13 protein-coding genes (1 of these 13 running past the window's edge) are annotated in these 20,504 nt (G+C 40.9%); 9 read left to right on the top strand and 4 right to left on the bottom strand.

Annotated elements, in window-relative coordinates; all coding sequences use genetic code 11:
• Window positions 1-586: 586 nt before the first annotated feature.
• The 4 genes from hemN (at window position 587) to xyl3A (ending at window position 11,520) form a co-directional block, all read left to right on the top strand.
• Window positions 587-1,948, top strand: coding sequence for an oxygen-independent coproporphyrinogen III oxidase (gene hemN / locus L6471_RS00325; RefSeq protein ID WP_027453831.1), 1,362 nt, complete (start codon window positions 587-589; stop codon window positions 1,946-1,948).
• Window positions 1,949-3,319, top strand: coding sequence for a protoporphyrinogen oxidase (hemG, locus tag L6471_RS00320; protein ID WP_027453830.1), 1,371 nt, complete (start codon window positions 1,949-1,951; stop codon window positions 3,317-3,319).
• 405 nt (window positions 3,320-3,724) lie between these two features.
• Entirely contained in the window at window positions 3,725-8,644 is a 4,920-nt protein-coding gene (locus L6471_RS00315; RefSeq protein WP_237796981.1) for a beta strand repeat-containing protein, read from the top strand.
• A gap of 218 nt (window positions 8,645-8,862) precedes the next feature.
• Window positions 8,863-11,520 carry a xylan 1,4-beta-xylosidase gene (xyl3A, locus tag L6471_RS00310; RefSeq protein ID WP_237796980.1) on the top strand — a complete coding sequence of 886 codons (2,658 nt, stop codon included), beginning with the start codon at window positions 8,863-8,865 and terminating at the stop codon, window positions 11,518-11,520.
• A 164-nt stretch (window positions 11,521-11,684) separates the two neighbouring features.
• Here xyl3A and L6471_RS00305 read toward each other — a convergent pair whose 3' ends face one another.
• The 3 genes from L6471_RS00305 to L6471_RS00295 all read right to left on the bottom strand — a co-directional run bounded on the left by L6471_RS00305 (window position 11,685) and on the right by L6471_RS00295 (window position 15,717).
• Window positions 11,685-11,906, bottom strand: coding sequence for a hypothetical protein (locus L6471_RS00305; RefSeq protein WP_237796979.1), 222 nt, complete (start codon window positions 11,904-11,906; stop codon window positions 11,685-11,687).
• A 277-nt stretch (window positions 11,907-12,183) separates the two neighbouring features.
• On the bottom strand, window positions 12,184-14,937 hold the full coding sequence (locus tag L6471_RS00300) for a sugar-binding domain-containing protein (protein ID WP_237796978.1): 2,754 nt from the start codon (window positions 14,935-14,937) through the stop codon (window positions 12,184-12,186).
• Window positions 14,938-15,291: 354 nt separating this feature from the next.
• The gene (locus L6471_RS00295; RefSeq protein ID WP_027453825.1) at window positions 15,292-15,717 is read right to left on the bottom strand and encodes an Hsp20/alpha crystallin family protein; all 426 of its coding nucleotides are present in this window, start codon (window positions 15,715-15,717) and stop codon (window positions 15,292-15,294) included.
• Between the two features lie 245 nt (window positions 15,718-15,962).
• On the opposite strand from L6471_RS00295, the gene L6471_RS00290 reads away from it, so the two are divergent.
• The 5 genes from L6471_RS00290 to thiD all read left to right on the top strand — a co-directional run bounded on the left by L6471_RS00290 (window position 15,963) and on the right by thiD (window position 20,186).
• The gene (locus tag L6471_RS00290) at window positions 15,963-17,177 is read left to right on the top strand and encodes an L-serine ammonia-lyase (RefSeq protein WP_074614794.1); all 1,215 of its coding nucleotides are present in this window, start codon (window positions 15,963-15,965) and stop codon (window positions 17,175-17,177) included.
• Between the two features lie 109 nt (window positions 17,178-17,286).
• A complete protein-coding gene (gene trxB, locus L6471_RS00285) occupies window positions 17,287-18,222 on the top strand; it encodes a thioredoxin-disulfide reductase (RefSeq protein WP_006281636.1) in 936 nt (311 codons plus the stop codon).
• A gap of 74 nt (window positions 18,223-18,296) precedes the next feature.
• On the top strand, window positions 18,297-18,773 hold the full coding sequence (locus L6471_RS00280; protein WP_173652251.1) for a MarR family winged helix-turn-helix transcriptional regulator: 477 nt from the start codon (window positions 18,297-18,299) through the stop codon (window positions 18,771-18,773).
• Between the two features lie 3 nt (window positions 18,774-18,776).
• Complete coding sequence (locus L6471_RS00275) at window positions 18,777-19,271, top strand: outer membrane beta-barrel protein (protein WP_006281638.1); 495 nt, start codon at window positions 18,777-18,779, stop codon at window positions 19,269-19,271.
• A gap of 93 nt (window positions 19,272-19,364) precedes the next feature.
• The gene (thiD, locus tag L6471_RS00270) at window positions 19,365-20,186 is read left to right on the top strand and encodes a bifunctional hydroxymethylpyrimidine kinase/phosphomethylpyrimidine kinase (RefSeq protein WP_027453822.1); all 822 of its coding nucleotides are present in this window, start codon (window positions 19,365-19,367) and stop codon (window positions 20,184-20,186) included.
• Here thiD and L6471_RS00265 read toward each other — a convergent pair.
• A protein-coding gene (locus L6471_RS00265) for a hypothetical protein (RefSeq protein WP_027453821.1) crosses the window boundary here: on the bottom strand, window positions 20,183-20,504 show its 3' portion. It continues 50 nt past the right edge of the window; 322 of the gene's 372 nt are visible here — the last part of the coding sequence; its start codon lies off the right edge, out of view — the gene reads right to left on this strand; its stop codon occupies window positions 20,183-20,185. The genes thiD and L6471_RS00265 overlap by 4 nt on opposite strands.

Below are 20,504 nucleotides of genomic sequence, written 5' to 3'. Positions count from 1 at the left end.
TAGAGACCTTACCCATGCGCTTTCATAAATCTTTCACACGATTATAAAGCAAACCTATCTATGAACTATCCTGTATAAGCATAGCCATTCTTATATTACAAAAAAAATGCCCGGAATCACTTCCGAGCATTTTGTTATCTTGTGATTTATTAATTCAAAGTAAATGCGAAGTTTCGCATGCTTTGTTATCCTTTGTCGCTACAAATTGTAATCACAATCTTTAAACCTAATAATAACCTAATAACTAAAAACCTAAACAATCTAATAACCTAATAACTTATTTTTGATATTGCAAAGATACGGCAACTTTTTATATTCCACAACTTTTTTACTTTAAAATGCTGTTTTTCAGCTCAATTCTTGATTTTAATCAAGAAAATGTGTGCGTACACACCTAATAAGAACCGTCTTTTAAAAACCCTTAACATTTGTAACCCTATCACCTTTAATTTATAAAAACCTCATAAATAAGGATTGTAGTATACCCAAGAAAGTTGTAAATTTGCAGTCGTATTTGGAGTTGTATGCTAGAACATCAACTCATCATCACTATTCATACAAAAACAGGTAAAAGATTAAATAGATAATGATACCAGCAAATAAATATAACGTATCTGTGCCTCGTTATACAAGCTACCCACCAGCCAACTATTTTGAGCCGATGGACAGTACTAGCTATCTGAAGGCAATAGAAGATTCAAATCAAGTAGGCAGTAAAAAACTGTCTTTTTATTTTCATTTTCCATTTTGTCGTAGACTATGTCATTATTGTGGATGCAATTCATATATGATGCCACAAGACAAAAGTCAAGTAGCTCGCTATGTCGATGCCTTGCATCATGAGATAGACCTTGTTGCTAAACATCTAGACCCTACCCGCCCTATCAGTCAGATTCATTATGGCGGTGGTAGTCCTTCGGTGCTACCGACTAGCATATTACAGGAACTTAACGAGCACATACTATCGCTCTTTCCAAAAATAGAAAAACCCGAGATTGCTATCGAATGTCATCCTGGTTATCTCTCTGCAGCAGACTGGGAAGCTTTGTGCAACAGTCACTTTACCCGATTCAGTATCGGAGTACAGGATACAGACGAAAAGGTACTCAAAGCTGTAGGTCGTACACCGTCACAGATGCCGATACCTGAGATTGTATCGATATTACATGCACATGGTGCAACAGTTAATACAGACTTTCTCTATGGTCTTCCTTATCAGACACCTGATACGTTTGTACAAGACATACAGAAGACCATCGAAGTTCGCCCTGAACGTTTGGTAACATTTAGCTATGGTCATGTGCCATGGGTCTTCAAGCGCCAACAAGTTCTCGAGAAGATAGGCTTACCGCAACCTGAAGTAAAACAACAGATGTACGACAAGGCTGCCCAAATGTTGCATGAAGCGGGGTATCAAAGTATCGGGTTAGATCACTTTGTTCTACCTGAAGACGAGCTCTATCAAGCACTGCAAAACGGTCAGCTATACCGCAATTTCCAAGGTTATTGTACTCGTCGTACCACAGGACAGGTATACGCATTCGGTGTAACTGGTATCAGTCAGCTCGACTCTTTCTATGCACAGAATACCAAAAGCATAGAAGAATATCTCGTAGCAACCGAAAACGACACGTTGTCTACAGCTAAGGGCTATCAACTTACACCAGAACAGCGCATCGTAAAAGAGGTTATCGAACGACTAATGTGTAATTATCGCATACAATGGGCTCATATAGCCAAGGATCTCGGTATTACTATTGAACAGGTTAAAGCAGCCCTGCACTATGATGCCGTCCAACTGCAAGAGATGGCAGATGACGGTATCATGAACTTGAGCCATGAAGGTATTACTATGACTACCGAAGGTCATCCATTTGTACGTAACGTGGCCGCTGCTCTTGATCCACTCATGGTACACACTGACAAAAAATTTTCGAAACCAATTTAAATGATGACAACCCAATACGATGTAATTATCATAGGTGCCGGAATAACTGGCATGACCTGTGCATACCAGCTAACACGTAAACATAAAAATGTGTTGGTGCTCGAACGTGAAAACCGTATAGGTGGACAGATACACAGCTGGCAAATAGATGGATTCACTTTTGAAAGCGGACCAAATACGGGCGTAATAAAATATCCGGAAGTAGCAGAACTCTTTGAACAGTTAGGCGAAAGCTGCACGCTGGAAACAGCTAAAGAATCGAGTAAGCGAAGACTCATCTGGAAAGGCAAACGATTTCATGAGTTGCCTAACACACTATTCGGAGCATTAGCAACTCCACTCTTTACCTGGTACGATAAGTTTCGCATTTTAGGTGAACCCTGGCGCAAAAAAGGTACTGATCCAAACGAATCAGTAGGTGCCATGGCTGAACGTAGATTAGGAAAATCGTATGTCGATTATGCAGTAGATCCATTTATGTCGGGAGTATATGCGGGTAATCCATATCAGTTACCTGCCCGTTTGGCTCTGCCTAAATTATGGCAATTGGAACAAGACTATGGCTCATGGATTCGTGGTTCTATCGCTAAAGCAAAAATGCATAAAAGTGAACGCGATAAAAAAGCTACGAAGAAGGTCTTCTCTGCTCATGGCGGTTTCAGCCGACTGATAGAAGCAGAAGCTAAAGCTATAGGTGAAGAACATATTCAAACTAGTGCACATAATATCATGGTAACCCCAGAGGGTGACTTGTGGCAAGCTACCTATACTATAGAAGGACAGGAACATACCGTTATCGCTAATCAAGTAGTAACAACTTGTGGAGCCTATTCTTTACCATCTGTTCTGCCTTTTATCGATGAACAAACCATTCACGATATTAGCGACCTCTACTATGCTCCTGTTGTACAAATAGGTGTCGGTCTTCGCAATACAGATGGTAATGACTGGCCTGCCTTCGGTGGATTAGTTCCTTCTATAGAACATCAAGATATTTTAGGCATTCTCTTCCCTTCAGCCTGCTTTACCAATAGAAGTCCGGAAGAAGGCGCAACTATGGCTTACTTCATAGGTGGAGCTCGCCATCCGGAAATGGTAGAAAAGAGCGATGAAGAACTCATCCACATCGTAAACTACGGTTTGCATACCATGTTGAAATATCCTAAAGATAAAAAGGCTGATGTTATTCGAATCTTCCGTCATAAACAGGCGATACCACAATATAGTACATCTACAGACAAACGTTTACGTGCTATCATTAGCACTCAAGAATCTTATCCCGGCCTCACCATTGCTGGTAATCTACGTGATGGCATCGGCATAGGTGATCGCATCAAACAGGCTTTCGACGTCAGCAAAAATATTGAATAAATAAGTAATAAATAGGTTGGCTCCAATTATAGGACCAACCTTTTTTATGGGAAATTCTATATTACTCTAATACTGTATCTTAGAAATTTCACCGCATGACTACATGTGGTGAAATTATAAAATAAAATTTTATTTCAAACTTATAGAACTGAATTCCTAGCTAAAGAATGCTTTTTCTAGCTGAGATGTTAAAAAATAATGTTAAACTCAGTAAATTTTATTGTAAATTAAAGAAAACTATATATATTTATACCATAAAAACTGCTAAAAGTTCACATACAAGCACGGCAACAAACATCATTTCCAATCTGTTATCTGTGTTTAATAACTATATCTAAGAAATATATACATTTTTAGTATCAAAATAAATTATTCGAATAACATCATACATCTTTATAAATGCTTATGAAAAAGACAATACTTCTTTTCCTCTTTGCTGTCATAGCGGCAGGAACAGGGGCATGGGCACAGACGTATACAGACGTCTCTACCTTTCAAAATTTAAAAACCGCTTTGAGTGCAGGTAACCATGTGAGACTCACAAGCGACATTACTTGTACTGAAATGCTAACCATTGGCGACGGGAAAAAAGTGATCATCGATGGTAATGGAAAAACACTCTCCGGTTCTGGCAACAGGGCGTTTTATATTAATTGGTCGGCTGTACTTGCCTTGAAAAATGTTACAATCGAGAACTTTGACCTCAACGCAGGTGGTGGTGCCTTCCGTAATTATGGAACATTGGTGCTTGATGAATGCACCGTGAGCAATAACCATACTGACGGAGGAAATCAAGGAGGCGGTGCTATTGAAAATGGAGGCGGTGCTTACCTTTATGCCGACAAAACAACTTTTAGAGGAAACTATTCGAGTGAAATTGGTGGAGCTATCAACAACTATGGGGGTAGCCTTTATATGTGCAACTGTACGTTTACCAACAATTACACAACCTCATCGTCAGCTAATTTTGGCGGTGCGATAGGTATCAATGGGGGAAACCAAGTCCATCTCGTCAACTGTTCATTCTCAGGAAACAAATATGGTACGAATACCGGAACCAGCGACATCGGGGTCTTTAATGCTCCTTCGATATCCATCATTGCCGGCTGTACCGGGGTAACTATTCTGCCTTCTGGTAAACTGAACACTTATGACAAAGGAAAAGCATCACTTGATTACTCTGATTTAGACAACATCTTATTCACGGACAATGAACCTTATAACATCACCTTATCAGACGCCAGTAGCGAACATGGTGTGGTGACATTCTCTGTAGGAATGTCAACTGTTACAGAGGCTTATAAAGATGACGTGGTGAACATTCGCGTTACTCCGAATGACGGTTATTCTGCGAAGGAGGTTACCGTTCGCGCCTATACCTCTTGGAGTGCGGCCAATGCAAAAGCCCAGTACGCGCCTAGCTTGCAAGACGAAATCATCACAACTAAACAGACGGATGGTTCATGGACTTTCACCATGCCCGATGCTAATGTGCTGGTGACTGTAACCTATGCCAAAAATCTGCAGGATGCCTGGATTCAGCCTATTGCCGGGCAAACTTATACTGGTGAAGCTATTTCGCCCGTTATTACTGTTAAGGATGGCGAGACGACGCTAAACCTTGGTATTGACTACACTGTGACTTATGAAAACAACGTAAACCTAGGCACTGCATCCGTTAAGGTCACAGCAGTTGAAGGTTCTAACTACAGCGGAACGGCTAGCTCATCATTTACTATACTAAGGCCGGATTACTATATTATACTGGATCTTTACAATGCCATTGGCGACGATGTATGGACAGGCTACGGTACACAGACGGGTGTCATCAGCTATAGCAGAGGTAATGATCCGAACGAGTTCAAGGCTACCTTTATGGGTGGAACATATGCGATTGACGTTCCATTTGACGACATTATATCGGCTTCTAAAGTAGATAACGGAGACGGATCATATTCCTACACGCTCAATGTCGCTCTTCCTGCTGAAACGGGTATGACTTCTGAAACTTTGCACGTCACCATGAAGAATGGCGAGATTACCGAACTCAACAGTGAAAACGCGGGAATCAGCATGAGCAAGGAAGGCGGAGAAATTACAAGTTGGAGTGAGCTACAGGCTGCACTGAACAACAGTAGCATCGTCAAGCTCTCACAGAATATCACGGCTGAAGCTACGGATGCTGCGCTGAACATTTCTACAGGCAAGACGGTCGTGCTCGAACTAAACGGATTTACAATTAGCCGTGCGCTGACAACCCCTGTCGCTGATGGTAGCGTCATCATCAACAACGGTACACTCGCCATTATGGACAACAACGAAGGTAACGGAAAAATTACCGGCGGTAATACCACTGGTAACGGAGGTGCTATACTCAATAACGGTACACTGACTATTTATGGTGGTGAAATCACAGGAAACCATGCTAACGGACTGGGAGGTGGTGTCTATAACACTGTAACAAATACGGATACTGAAGGGTTCTGGATGACTGGAGGTATAATTGATGCAAATACGGCAGAGAACTTCTCGGCCATAGGCGGAGAGGTTACCTTCAACAATATGGCTGTGATCCAAGTTGATAACAATGGTACAACGGTCAGTGTGAAGACGGCCAAGGCGGGAATGGCACAATACAACTATGTTAAACCTGTCATGCCTGACATGAACAAGTTTGCCATCTTAACGGAACTTTACAATGCCATTGGCGACGATGTATGGACAGGTTATGGTACACAGACGGGTGTCATCAGCTATAGCAAAGGTACCGAACCAAACGAGTTCAAGGCTACCTTTATGGGTGGAACATATGCGATTGACGTTCCGTTTGGAGACATTATAACGGCTTCTAAAGTAGATAACGGAGACGGATCATATTCCTACACGCTCAATGTCGCTCTTCCTGCTGAAACGGGTATGACTTCTGAAACTTTGCACGTCACCATGAAGAATGGAGAGATTACCGAACTCAACAGTGAAAACGCGGGAATCAGCATGAGCAAGGAAGGCGGAGAAATTACAAGTTGGAGTGAGCTACAGGCTGCACTGAACAGCAGTAGCATCGTCAAGCTCTCACAGAATATCACGGCTGAAGCTACGGATGCTGCGCTGAACATTTCTACAGGCAAGACCGTCGTGCTCGAACTAAACGGATATACAATTAGCCGTGCGCTGACAACCCCTGTCGCAGATGGTAGCGTCATCATCAACAACGGTACACTCGCCATCATGGACAACAACGAAGGTAACGGAAAAATTACCGGCGGTAATACCACTGGTAACGGAGGTGCTATACTCAATAACGGTACACTGACTATTTATGGTGGTGAAATCACAGGAAACCATGCTAACGGACTGGGAGGTGGTGTCTATAACACTGTAACTAACACGGATACTGAAGGGTTCTGGATGACTGGAGGTATGATTGATGCAAATACGGCTGAGAACTTCCCGGCCATTGGCGGAGAGGTTACCTTCAACAATATGGCTGTGATCCAGGTTGATAACAATGGTACAACGGTCAGTGTGAAGACGGCCAAGGTGGGAATGGCACAATACAACTATGTTAAACCTGTCATGCCTGACATGAACAAGTTTGCCATCTTAACGGAACTTTACAATGCCATTGGCGACGATGTATGGACAGGTTATGGTACTCAGACGGGTGTCATCAGCTATAGCAAAGGTACCGAACCAAACGAGTTCAAGGCTACCTTTATGGGTGGAACATATGCGATTGACGTTCCGTTTGGAGACATTATAACGGCTTCTAAAGTAGATAACGGAGACGGATCATATTCCTACACGCTCAATGTCGCTCTTCCTGCTGAAACGGGTATGACTTCTGAAACTTTGCACGTCACCATGAAGAATGGAGAGATTACCGAACTCAACAGTGAAAACGCGGGAATCAGCATGAGCAAGGAAGGCGGAGAAATTACAAGTTGGAGTGAGCTACAGGCTGCACTGAACAGCAGTAGCATCGTCAAGCTCTCACAGAATATCACGGCTGAAGCTACGGATGCTGCGCTGAACATTTCTACAGGCAAGACCGTCGTGCTCGAACTAAACGGATTTACAATTAGCCGTGCGCTGACAACCCCTGTCGCTGATGGTAGCGTCATCATCAACAACGGTACACTCGCCATCATGGACAACAACGAAGGTAACGGAAAAATTACCGGCGGTAATACCACTGGTAACGGAGGTGCTATACTCAACAACGGTACACTGACTATTTATGGTGGTGAAATCACAGGAAACCATGCTAACGGACTGGGAGGTGGTGTCTATAACACTGTAACTAACACGGATACTGAAGGGTTCTGGATGACTGGAGGTATGATTGATGCAAATACTGCAGAGAACTTCCCGGCCATTGGCGGAGAGGTTACCTTCAACAATATGGCTGTGATCCAAATTGATAACAATGGTACAAAGGTCAACCAGAAAATAGCCAAGATTGGATTGGTACAATACGACTACATAAAACCTGTCATGCCTGACATGAGCATGATTACCATCTTAACGGCTCTGAACACAGCCATCACAGAGGCTGACTCATACTACAACAGCATTAAAGAAAGTAATCCTGATGCAGCCGCAATACTCTTGGAGGCCATCAACACAGCCAAGGCAGTACAAGACAACGTCAATGCTACACAGACGGAGATTGAGAACGCTACAACCACACTTATCGATGCCGTAAACGCTGCCAAGGTAGACGTTGCCCTGAAACGCATTACCATCACTATTCCTGCCAAGAGCTACGTGGCTCGCATGGATGCCGACAAACGTCAAATAGAGGAACCTATAAATGGTGTATCAATCTATTCGATAAAAAACGTAAGCAACAAACAGGTTGAATTGACATCCTCAATTAACGTGGTACCTGCAGAGATGCCTTATCTCATCTATAATGACAATGATGAGGAAGTCGTGGTGAAAATCGTCATTAGCAGCAACGATGCCGATGAGTTGAACTATGATAACGAACACTTCAAGGGTACACTCGTGGACAAAACATTTACCAACGAAGACATACAGAATGCTGATCATTACATACTTCACAATGGCAAGAACTTTACGTGGGTGAAGGATGCCGGTACACTGGCTGCTGGTAAGTGCTGGATCGAATTGATACCAACTTCACCTTACCATGCCCATATCCTTAGCATCGTATTTGAGGGTGAAGCCACAGGCATAAGCACCGTGAATACTGATGTCATCAACAGTGAAAAATACTACGACCTGAGTGGACGCCGCGTAATCAAGCCTACAAAGGGGGTATTCATCGTCGACGGCAAGAAAATCGTGACGAAATAAGATAATATTCTAAATCATCATCGGGGACAATGCGCAGCAATGCACATTGTCCCCAATATGTTTTTTGTTCCGATTGATAGGACAATAATCTGATCAAAAAAAGTCTATCAACGACTATTAATACATAATATAAAGTTTTTGAAACATAAAGCAAAGTCGTCAGAACATATTTTACGTATATTTGCCACTGGAAAGAAATTCTAACAATCTAACCTATTATGAAACTATTCACAAAATACGCTGTTGTGGCAATATTAACTTTACCCTCTACAGCTACGTACTCACTCATCTGCGCTGCTGAAAAGTCTGCTCAAAATACCCATACTACAAGCAGAACATCGGACAAGACTTCAACTCTATTACCTTATCAGAATCCAAATCTTTCAGCCTACGAAAGAGCCATAGATCTCTGCCATAGACTTACCTTAGAAGAAAAGGCATTACTTATGCAGGATGAATCACCTGCAATACCAAGACTTGGCATTAAAAAATTTTTCTGGTGGAGCGAAGCATTACATGGTGCTGCCAATATGGGCAATGTAACCAATTTTCCAGAACCCATAGCTATGGCCTCATCCTTTAATCCTACTTTGCTCAAATCTGTTTTTTCTGCTGCAAGCGATGAGATGCGTGCACAATATCATCATCGTATGGATAATGGTGGAGAAGATGAAAAATTTCATAGCCTCTCTGTTTGGACACCAAACGTAAATATCTTTAGAGACCCGAGATGGGGACGTGGACAAGAGACATACGGTGAGGACCCTTATCTCACTTCGGTTATGGGATGTGCCGTAGTCGAAGGGTTGCAGGGACCTGAAACGAGTAAATATCGAAAACTGTGGGCCTGTGCCAAACACTTTGCCGTACATAGTGGCCCAGAATCTACTCGCCATACAGCCAACCTAAATAACATCTCGCCACGCGATCTCTATGAAACCTATCTACCAGCTTTCCAGTCCACAGTACAGGATGGTCATGTGCGTGAGGTAATGTGTGCCTATCAGCGTCTCGATGACGAACCATGCTGTAGTAATAATCGTTTGCTACAACAAATTCTCCGCGAAGAATGGGGTTTCAAATATCTCGTCGTAAGCGACTGCGGTGCTGTAAGTGATATTTGGCAGAGTCATAAGACATCAAGTGATGCTGTACATGCTTCACGACAAGCTACACTTGCAGGTACAGATGTGGAATGTGGCTATGGCTATACCTATGCAAAAATACCTGAAGCGGTAAAACGAGGCCTTCTCACAGAAGAAGAAATCGACAAACATGTCATAAGACTACTTGAAGGACGTTTCGATTTAGGCGAAATGGATGATTCTAAACTTGTGGAATGGAGTAAGATACCTTATTCCATCATGTCATGCAAAGCTCATGCACAACTGGCTCTCGATATGGCACGACAGAGTATTGTATTACTTCAGAACAAGGGAAATATCTTGCCATTACAACTCAAAAAAAATGAACGTATCGCCGTTATTGGTCCAAATGCAGATAATAAACCGATGATGTGGGGCAACTATAATGGTACACCTAACCATACAGTATCGATTCTCGAAGGTATTCGCAAGCAATATAAAAATGTAGTATATCTTCCTGCCTGCGACTTAACAGATAAAATGGTCGTTAAACCACTGTTCAATCAATGTAAAGTAGCAAATAAGACCGGTTTGAAGGGTACTTTTTGGAATAATACGAAGATGAATGGCAAACCTGTAACTACTCAGTATTATAATGCCCCTTTGGCTGTAACGACAGCAGGTATGCACAATTTTGCCCCAGGTGTAAAAGTAGAAGACTTTTCTGCAAAATACGAAACGACTTTCACTCCTCAAAAAAATGGTGAAGTTGTCATCAACGTAGAAGGTTGCGGAGATTTCGCTCTCTATGTAAATGGCAAAGAAATGCAAAAATTCCATACTTGGCGTACTACACCTACCCGCACACCGCTACAGGTAAAAAGTGGCGAACAGTATTTGATAGAGGTACGTTTTACCTACGTAAAAACCTGGGGGGCTAATCTTAAGATTAATATCGGTGAAGAACATCCTGTCGATTATGCTGCTAATATCGCTCAACTCAAGGGTATAGATAAGGTCATCTTTGTGGGTGGTATTGCTCCTTCACTGGAAGGTGAAGAGATGCCGGTGAATATTCCAGGATTTAAAGGTGGAGATCGCACTGATATTGAAATGCCACAAGTACAGAGAGACTTTATTAAAGCTTTAGCTGAAGCAGGTAAACAGATTATTTTAGTAAACTGCTCTGGTTCTGCTATCGCTCTAACACCTGAAGCACAACGTTGTCAGGCTATTATTCAGGCGTGGTATCCTGGGCAAGAAGGAGGTACGGCTGTTGCCGATATACTTATGGGTAAGGTGAATCCTATGGGAAAACTACCGGTAACCTTCTATAAGAGTACCCAACAGTTACCTGATTTTGAGGATTATTCCATGAAGAACCGTACATATCGGTATTTTGAAGATGCTCTCTATCCCTTCGGATATGGTTTGAGCTATACTTCGTTCGAAATAGGAACAGCTAAACTGCAAACACTTACGAACAATAGCATAACTCTTCAGATTCCGGTAACCAATACGGGGAAACGGGAGGGCACAGAACTAGTTCAAGTATATCTCCGCAGAGATGATGACGTAGAAGGACCATCTAAAACACTGAGGTCTTTTGCTCATATCACACTGAAAGCTGGGGAAACAAAAAAGGCTATTCTCAAACTAAACCGAAATCAGTTTGAATGCTGGGACGCGTCTACCAATACTATGCGGGTAATACCCGGTAAATATACCATCTTTTATGGTAACAGTTCGAAAAAAGAAGATTTAAAACAGATACATTATACGTTAAATTAGTTTTTAAAAACTGCACAAAGGTTATCCAGCATATAAGTGTATATGCTGGTTTTTTATGTCTACAAAAACAAAAAAGTCTGCAATCCATATAGGATTGCAGACTTTAAATATCTTTGGTATGAAATAATATTTTTCCTAACTAGAACATATTACTTAGCCCCACCTCATAGAGAGGCAACTAATTCCTGTACAGCTGAAAATTTGTCTGTAAACACCGCAAGGGCTGTAATTACAATACCTGCAATGATTATACCTGCGTTAAGTAAAATTTTCCGTGCATCTTTGTCCTTTAGAATAATACCCATAGAACCCAATGTATACTTAACCAATACTGTAACACAGTAAAGCGATACAATTAGAACAGATATATCCGCAAAAGTTCTCATAATTTTGAAAATTAAATAGTTAAAGTTTTTTATAATTCTTATCGCTAAAATGAGTAGGCTTCACAAGCCTACATTTTTTATATAACTATGCAAATATAATTTATTTTTTAATATGTTCCAAGTAAATCAAACAAAAAAAGACAAAAAAATATGCGTAAACGTTTACGTAGACTCGTTTTTCTGTCAAAAAAATAAAAATCAGTCAATTTTGAGACGGTTTTCTGTCAAAGTTATAGGGAAGTACGCCTATTGCATACTTCCCTAAACTCATGTTACTTTACTTAATTTTCGGCTTTAATTCATCAGGTGAGTCATGGGTATACATATTTACCGTTGTAGACTGATGGGTGTAAAAATAATGAATATCATCGCAACTCAACTGCATCGAAGGGTTAAACTTGTCACCATGCATATAGTCGAGTATCGCTTTACGCATCTGTCGCGCTACGATGCGATGATCAAGATCATTCTGAAGGTCCATTGTTGTCATCAGAAGACGACCTTTCCCTATCTGTGCTTCTATCATCATACCCAACTTACGACTAATATGCCAGGTATCAATAGGTTGTATCGGACTTTGATAATCTTTTGGTAATTCAGAGAAATTCATCACCTGCGCACGGTTAACCAGTTCCCACCAATTTAAATTTGTCCAATCATCACTTGGGAAATAATCAAAAAGAGGGTGCTTGGTATCGATATAAGCTCCCGTGGTATGAGGCGGACGCATCTTAAACCAACTTGTATTCCAGAATACAGGAAGATAGGTTTGTTTTATATCACTACCATATTTTATTTTACCTGCTGCCAACAACAAGACTTTACCACCCTTAGCCAGTATCTTTTCGGCTTGAGCATCAAGCGTATCCGTGATGTGGATATCCTTGGGAACCTTCATATCTACCTGTTCAGGATACACCCAAAAATCCCACTGGTTCTCATGGCCATCAATATCTACCTTGAGGGTAAGTTGAGCAGGCCCCTTCACGTCAGACAGATCGTAGTTGATACGACCTAATTCGATATTTTTTCCTTGTGGCCATGTCTTAACCTTAGAAAGTTCACCCTGACTAACGATTTCTTCTCCCTGATATATCGTATAAGTACTTCTAGCATGCTCGATAGCCTTACCCGACGCATTGTAGAGTTCTACAGGCACCTGTAATGTTTCAGCATTAGTATATATAAATTTAGGGAATTTAGCAAGTGGAACTACAGAAGAACAGAACTGTCGCCAAGTTTTACCGTCAACATAACCTTTTTCACGCCAGAAAACATTCAGTGGACCAACCAAAGCTGTACCCTGACCACTATAGTCATTGAGACCCAACAGTTGAAAACCAGCATAATCCTTCGTTCTTAAATTACGCTCCAATTCGTATTTATACGCCAGCGTCTGTAGCTTACCACTGCTATGCAAGAATTTCTCTGCCATGTTACCCATACCATGATCACGTAACAGATCTTCGAAGATATCAAAGTTCTTAGCTTTATAGACACCAACATATTGAGAACGTTCTTTCAGATCAGGGAACACACACCATTGTCCCTGTTCATGTGACACGTAAGGTTCTGTATTCTCCGGATGTTCTGTAGTTGGCTTGAAGTTACGAGGGTACAGAATATCCTGATAATAATCATCTTCACTCTGAGGTCTTTTTTTGTCCCAATTGAGTCCTCGAGCTCCTCCTTTCACATGATACTCGCTTCGGTTATCCCATGCCCAACCGCCTCCGACACTGGCTCCACAGTATACACGACGATTATCGTACACCTTCATACTATCAACCCAATCATTACACCAGCTAACCCAGTCGCCAGCCGGCTCGTTCCCTGCAGCCATCATGACAAAACTTGGATGATTACCGTATTCATCGATAATACGCTTCGTTTCTTCCATCAAATACTGATCGATAGCCATTTTGCGACGTAACTTCACACCATGATTTGGCCATGATGGTCCCTCCGGCTGTAAATAGAAACCGACACTGTCTGCTGCTATAAAAGCTGCCTCTGGAGGACAATAACTATGGAAGCGCATCATATTAAGACCATATTCTTTGCACTTCTTAAATATCGTCATCCAAGATTCCACATCAGTTGGAGGATATCCGGTAAGTGGAAAATTACAATTTTCTACCGTTCCACGTATCCAAATAGGATTGCCGTTCAGGTAAAACTGTCTACCTTGGATAGTAATCTGACGAAAACCGAACTTCACAGGTATCTGCATACCATGGTAATCTACAGTATGAGTATATAATTTTGGAGTAAACTCGCTCCAAAGCTGTGGATGATCAATATGCAACTGATAGGTCAATTCGTTAACAGCTATCTTCACATGACCAGTATGAATATCTGCATCTACACGAATACGAAGAGGACGTTCAGAACTATATATCTCAGCTTTCTTCGGCATCGTCATCAGATACATATCACCGGCGATACCGTTCCAGTTTCCTTGTGTCTGGTCGGTTACGGAGTGAGAATCTTGCCCTACACATACATTTTCTATACCATTATAGACATCAATATCCAACTGATTCTCTGCTCCAAACTTCACCATATTAGTTATATCATAACGATGCGGTACAGAGAGCGACATTTCATGCCCCACCTTTTGTCCGTTTACCTGTAAGGTCGTCTCTATATGAGGACGCTCCAAAACAAGTATCACCTTTTTCCGTTTCCAACTTTTCGGTATAAAAACAGATTTACTATAAGTAATATTTCCAACATAGTGCTTATCAGGAGTAAGAAAGAAAGGAAATTTCATCTGTCCACGATGGCGATATTTCTCCATGTATGGATTAAAATAGAAACTTGAATCGTAAAGGGAACCTGTCCAACGGGTATGAACATCCACGTCATCCCCCAAACGATTAGTTAATAGCGAGCCGGGCAACTTTACAGTACCTAGCGTAGAATGCCAATGCCCTGCCAACGAGGTACGGTCTTGAGCATGAGCAGACGAAAAAACCAAACTGGTAGTTGCTAGAAAAACAAGCGAGAATAATTTGTTTCTCATCATAAGATTAGATTAAAATGTACTCTATATTTATTATTATTTTACAAAGTTAACACTTTCATACAAGAATACAAAAAAAGGGACAAAATACAAAGCTATTTATCAAAAAATAAGGGGACTCCGGAATCGCTCTTCCTAAGTCTCCTTATCGCATGAATAAACATTTAATCTAACATGATTATTATCCAATCACTAACATACTCATCAATTCATACCTTATGAAAAACGTAATTACTATTATTAACCTAATCTGATAATACTAACCTATTCTTATAATAACACTAACCTAACAATATAAACCAAAACTTATCACGAATGAATTAATCTCCTGTAAAAATTTTCATCAACAAAGCCTTATTAAGCTACATCAATGACACGATTTACCTGCTGATGTTGAGCTCTTGGCAGAGACACGCTCAAAATACCATCAGCTACACGAGCTGTGATTTTTTCGGTATCAACATCTTCTGGCAGGGCGTAAGTTTGTTCAAAGTTTCCAGAACCAAACTCGCGGCGCAAATAATGCTCTTTCTCATGAGCTTTGAAATTCTTGACAGATTTGATACGCAAATTGCCTTCTTCTGTCAAAGTAATATCAAAATCATCCTTTGAAAAACCAGGTACAGCCATTTTCATCTCGTACCCCTGATGATTTGCAATCACATTAACAGGTGCAACAGAATTGCGACGCTGTTGTGCACGATGCTGTATACGTTTTTCATTTTCTACCATAGCATCATAAGCACTATCTAACCAATTATATGCATTTACTGGAAACATCATTTTTCTCCTCCTATTTATTTTTATTATTATCGTTATTTATGTGAGTTTCGCTTAAATAGCGTATCAAACTCGACAATCCTATTGCAATTCTTATTCCACAATAAAAACACTGCCATAATGACAAATTTGTACGCCATATTGGCAAAAAGAATAAAAAACACGTATTATAATCATAAATTTTACCAATGAACCAAACTTTTTGAGTAACTTTACACATATATATTATTGAATAGGACAACATAGACATGGAATCCATCAAAGAAATATTTAGAATAGGTAAAGGTCCGTCTTCTTCCCACACGATGGGGCCACAACGTGCAGCAAAAGTTTTTGCCAAGCGTTATCCTAAAGCTAGCCGATTTGAAGTTACTCTATATGGCTCACTGGCTGCAACCGGAAAAGGACATATGACCGACCAGGCTATCGAAGAGATACTTCAAGAGATTGCACCGGTTAAGATTATTTGGCGTCCAGATATATTCCTTACGATCCATCCTAACGGTATGGAGTTTAAGGCCTTCGACGAAAACGATAATGCCACAACTCCTTGGATTGTTTATAGTATCGGTGGTGGTGCTCTGTCAGAAGGAAAGGGGTCGAAAGATCCTTTTCTTACCCCTCAGATTTATCCGCTCAGTACAATCTCAGAGATAAAAAAATGGTGCGAACGTACAGGGTGCACCTATTGGGAATATGTAGAGCAATGTGAAGGACCTAAAATTTGGGATTACCTTACAGAAGTGTGGAAAGCTATGCAAGATTCTATAGAAAGAGGTATTGATACCGAAGGAAGACTCCCTGGTCCACTTAATTTGCAGCGCAAAGCGTCTAATTATTATATTAGGGCCACAAGCTATCGATCATCCATCCAAAGCCGTTCATTGGTCTATGCCTATACCCTAGCCGTGAGTGAGGAAAATGCAGCAGGAGGTACTATCGTAACAGCTCCCACTTGTGGAGCCTGTGGTGTCGTTCCAGGAGTTCTTTATTTTCTGGCTAAGCACCACGGTTTCAATGATGAGAAAATATTGCATGCTTTGGCCACTGCGGGCTTATTTGGTAACGTGGTCAAGCAGAATGCTAGTATTTCGGGCGCAGATGTCGGTTGCCAGGGAGAAGTAGGCGTAGCATGCGCTATGGCTTCAGCCGCTGGATGTCAGCTTTTTGGGGGAAGTCCATCCCAAATAGAGTATGCTGCAGAAATGGGACTCGAACATCACCTAGGCATGACATGCGACCCGGTTTGTGGACTCGTTCAGATACCATGTATCGAACGCAATGCTTTCGCAGCTTGTCGTGCATTAGATTCACAGCTCTACGCCATGATGGGCGATGGTAAACACCGCGTATCCTTTGATCGAGTTATTGAGGTTATGAAACAAACGGGCCACGACATACCTTCGCTTTACAAAGAAACATCTGCCGGAGGACTTGCCAAAAACTATCGGCAAGAAGATTAATGCTAAGTTTCATAAAAGCTGTTAATATTAAGCTTCATCGCATGCGATAATAAAATAAAAATAGTATATTTGCAACCAAAATATATATAAACACTTAATAGAAAAAATTATGGAAGCAACAAAAACAATTATTATAGGTAGCGGTCCTGCTGGTTACACAGCTGCTATTTACGCTGGTAGAGCAGACCTAAAGCCAATTTTATATTCTGGTATGCAACCAGGTGGCCAATTGACAACAACAACAGATGTTGAGAATTTCCCAGGCTATCCACAGGGTGTAGATGGTAATCAGATGATGATGGATCTTCGCGATCAAGCTTCTCGTTTCGGTGCAGATATTCGTGACGGAGCTATTGTAAAAGCTGATTTTAGCAGTCAACCATATCAGTTTACAGACGATCGTGGTAATGTTATCGCAGCTGATACATGTATTATTGCAACTGGAGCTTCTGCGAAGTACCTTGGATTGCCTGATGAAGAGAAGTATCGTGGTCAGGGTGTTTCTGCCTGCGCTACGTGCGATGGTTTCTTTTATCGCAAACGTACTGTAGCAGTAGTAGGTGGTGGTGATACAGCTTGCGAAGAAGCTATGTATTTGGCTTCACTCGCCAAAAAAGTGTATATGATTGTCCGTAAGCCTTATCTTCGTGCTACAGAAATCATGAAGGAACGCGTATCTAACAAAGAAAATATCGAAATTCTCTACGAAACAAATACTCTTGGCCTTTTCGGTGACGATGGTGTTCAAGGTGCACATTTAGTATATCGTAAGGGTGAAGCTGACGAGAAAGAGTATGATCTTCCTATCGATGGTTTCTTTCTCGCAATTGGCCATAACCCAAACACCGAAATCTTTAAAGGCGCTATCGATATGGACGAAAAAGGATTCATTATTACTCAAGGTAATTCACCTAAGACTAATATCGAAGGCGTATTTGCAGCAGGTGACTGCGCAGACCCTATTTATCGCCAAGGTATCGTAGCTGCTGGTGCTGGTGCAAAAGCTGCTATCGAAGCTGATCGATATCTACAAACTAAAGGATAATTCCACTGTTTAAGTTCGTAATTCACGCAATAAATAAAAGAATAAATATATAAAAGTATAAAAAGGACATGGATATGGTTAAAGAGGATAAGTATAAATCATTAAAATTAAGCAATCAATTATGCTTCCGCCTTTATACGGCAAGTCGATTGATTGTACAAGAATATGAGCCATACCTCAAGAAACTGGGTATAACTTATACCCAGTACTTGGTTTTGCTCGTACTTTGGGAACAAGATGAACAACCGATTAATGACATCGGCAAACGTTTAATGTTGGGTATCAATACTACTTCACCACTCATTAAAAGAATGGAGAAACTTGAGTTAGTATCACGACGTGGAAGTGAAAGCGACAAGCGACAGCAAATCGTTTTCCTTACCCCGAAGGGACTTGCTATGCGCGAAGAAGCTGCTAAAATACCTTCATGCATGGTCAACAAACTTGGCGAATGTAATCTTTTACCTGAGGAAATGCTGGGTATGGTACCAACACTCGACAAAATGATCTGTTCCATGTATCAACAAATAGAATCAGCTAAAAAAGAATAAGTAATGAAAAAGTTTTTGTGTATGACGCTGATGCTACTTTCTGTAATGGTAGCTAAAGCACAATTTGAGGAGGGAAAATTTTATGTAGGTGGTTCACTTACAGGACTCGACTTGAGCTATAGTGGCGCTGACAAATTTAAACTCGGTGTAGAAGCTAAAGCGGGTTACCTTTTCAGAGATAACTTGATGGCTCTTGCACAGATAGGTTATCAGCATATCGGAGATAGTGAAATAGGCGCTAACAGCTTTAACATTGGTGTTGGCGGACGTTATTATATTATCCAGAACGGTTTATTCCTGGGTGTTAACGCAACATACGAACATGCTAATCACTTCGATGATTTCAAACCAGGTGCAGAAGTTGGTTATGCTTTCTTCATAAACAAATCTGTAACTATCGAACCTTCTGTATATTACAACCCATCATTTAAAAATAGTGACTATTCTAAAGTTGGTTTAAAGATTGGTATCGGTATTTATCTCGATCCTAACGATTAAGATTACAAAGTTCAATAAGGTATGTTAGAAAATATAAGGTGTAACTCTCACGAGTTACACCTTATATCACAAAAAAAACGTACCTTTGTATCCATGAAATACCAAACTGTTTTAACTATAGCTGGCAGTGACCCTTCAGGGGGGGCCGGAATACAGGCGGATATCAAAACGATTTCAGCTTGTGGTTGTTATGCGACTTCTGCTATAACGGCCATTACCATACAAAATACTCAAGGAGTACAAGCTGTACAAGCAATTCCTGCTGATATCATATATCAACAGATAAAATGCGTGTCTGAAGATATCGAAATCAATGCGATTAAGATTGGTATGCTACATTCAGCAGAAGTTGTAAACATGTTGGCTGCATGGTTAAAAGATCATCCTTGTACGAATATAGTATTAGATCCTGTAATGGTATCAACTTCTGGACATAGATTATTGGATGAGAATGCTATAATATCAATGACACAGAATTTATTTCCTCTTGTTAGAGTGATAACACCAAATATTCCAGAAGCAGAAGTCCTATTAGGACAAAAAATTCAACAACAGGAGGATATTGCAATAGCTGCTAAAAAACTCGCCAATAAGTATCATACAAGTGTGTGGTTGAAAGCAGGACATCTCCATGCAGATGTTCTTGTAGATATATGCTATGATGTAGAAACAAAAAAAATATACGAACTCCCTGGAGTTCGTATACGAACAAAAAACACACATGGTACAGGCTGTACTTTATCATCAGCTTTAGCATCCATGCTAGCCAAAGGTTTATCACTTGAAGATAGCGCAAGAAAAGCCAAAGAATACATGAATCAAGCGATACGCCATGGCGCCGATTTCGAGATCGGTCTAGGACAAGGACCAGTTCATCACTTTTGGAATCTATGGTCTGAAAATAAACAAGATTAAGCTTTCTCTGATTTTTCCCAATTTTCCCATTCCTTCATAGCTTCTTTCCAGTCAGTAGCTTCACCATTATCGATAGCAGCTTGCTCTCGTGCCGCTTCGTCACGAGCTTTGTCGCGTGCACGCTTTGCTTTCATTGCTTCAATAGTTGCATCATCCAATATCTGAATCGCACCACGTTCAATAGCTTGCATGAGTTCTTCTTCACCAAAAGCTTTCCCTGGCTCATTGAAGTCTGAAATATTGAATTCATAATCTACACGCAAATCATGTCGAATAAGTTTCTGCTTCCCACGATTGACCGAATTTTTTAATTTGAGC

The organism is Segatella bryantii (genome assembly GCF_022024215.1).
In the GTDB taxonomy this organism is placed as follows: Bacteria; Bacteroidota; Bacteroidia; order Bacteroidales; family Bacteroidaceae; genus Prevotella; species Prevotella bryantii.
This window is presented reverse-complemented; position numbering and strand designations above follow the sequence as displayed.

Excerpts from the sequence above, each read along its gene's own strand:
- L6471_RS00280 (WP_173652251.1), top strand. The coding sequence starts at position 18,297 with ATGGTTAAAGAGGATAAGTATAAATCATTAAAATTAAGCAATCAATTA.
- L6471_RS00275 (WP_006281638.1), top strand. The coding sequence starts at position 18,777 with ATGAAAAAGTTTTTGTGTATGACGCTGATGCTACTTTCTGTAATGGTA.
- thiD (WP_027453822.1), top strand. The coding sequence starts at position 19,365 with ATGAAATACCAAACTGTTTTAACTATAGCTGGCAGTGACCCTTCAGGG.
- xyl3A (WP_237796980.1), top strand. The coding sequence starts at position 8,863 with ATGAAACTATTCACAAAATACGCTGTTGTGGCAATATTAACTTTACCC.
- hemG (WP_027453830.1), top strand. The coding sequence starts at position 1,949 with ATGATGACAACCCAATACGATGTAATTATCATAGGTGCCGGAATAACT.
- L6471_RS00315 (WP_237796981.1), top strand. The coding sequence starts at position 3,725 with ATGAAAAAGACAATACTTCTTTTCCTCTTTGCTGTCATAGCGGCAGGA.
- trxB (WP_006281636.1), top strand. The coding sequence starts at position 17,287 with ATGGAAGCAACAAAAACAATTATTATAGGTAGCGGTCCTGCTGGTTAC.
- L6471_RS00305 (WP_237796979.1), bottom strand. The coding sequence starts at position 11,906 with ATGAGAACTTTTGCGGATATATCTGTTCTAATTGTATCGCTTTACTGT.
- L6471_RS00300 (WP_237796978.1), bottom strand. The coding sequence starts at position 14,937 with ATGATGAGAAACAAATTATTCTCGCTTGTTTTTCTAGCAACTACCAGT.
- L6471_RS00290 (WP_074614794.1), top strand. The coding sequence starts at position 15,963 with ATGGAATCCATCAAAGAAATATTTAGAATAGGTAAAGGTCCGTCTTCT.
- L6471_RS00295 (WP_027453825.1), bottom strand. The coding sequence starts at position 15,717 with ATGATGTTTCCAGTAAATGCATATAATTGGTTAGATAGTGCTTATGAT.
- hemN (WP_027453831.1), top strand. The coding sequence starts at position 587 with ATGATACCAGCAAATAAATATAACGTATCTGTGCCTCGTTATACAAGC.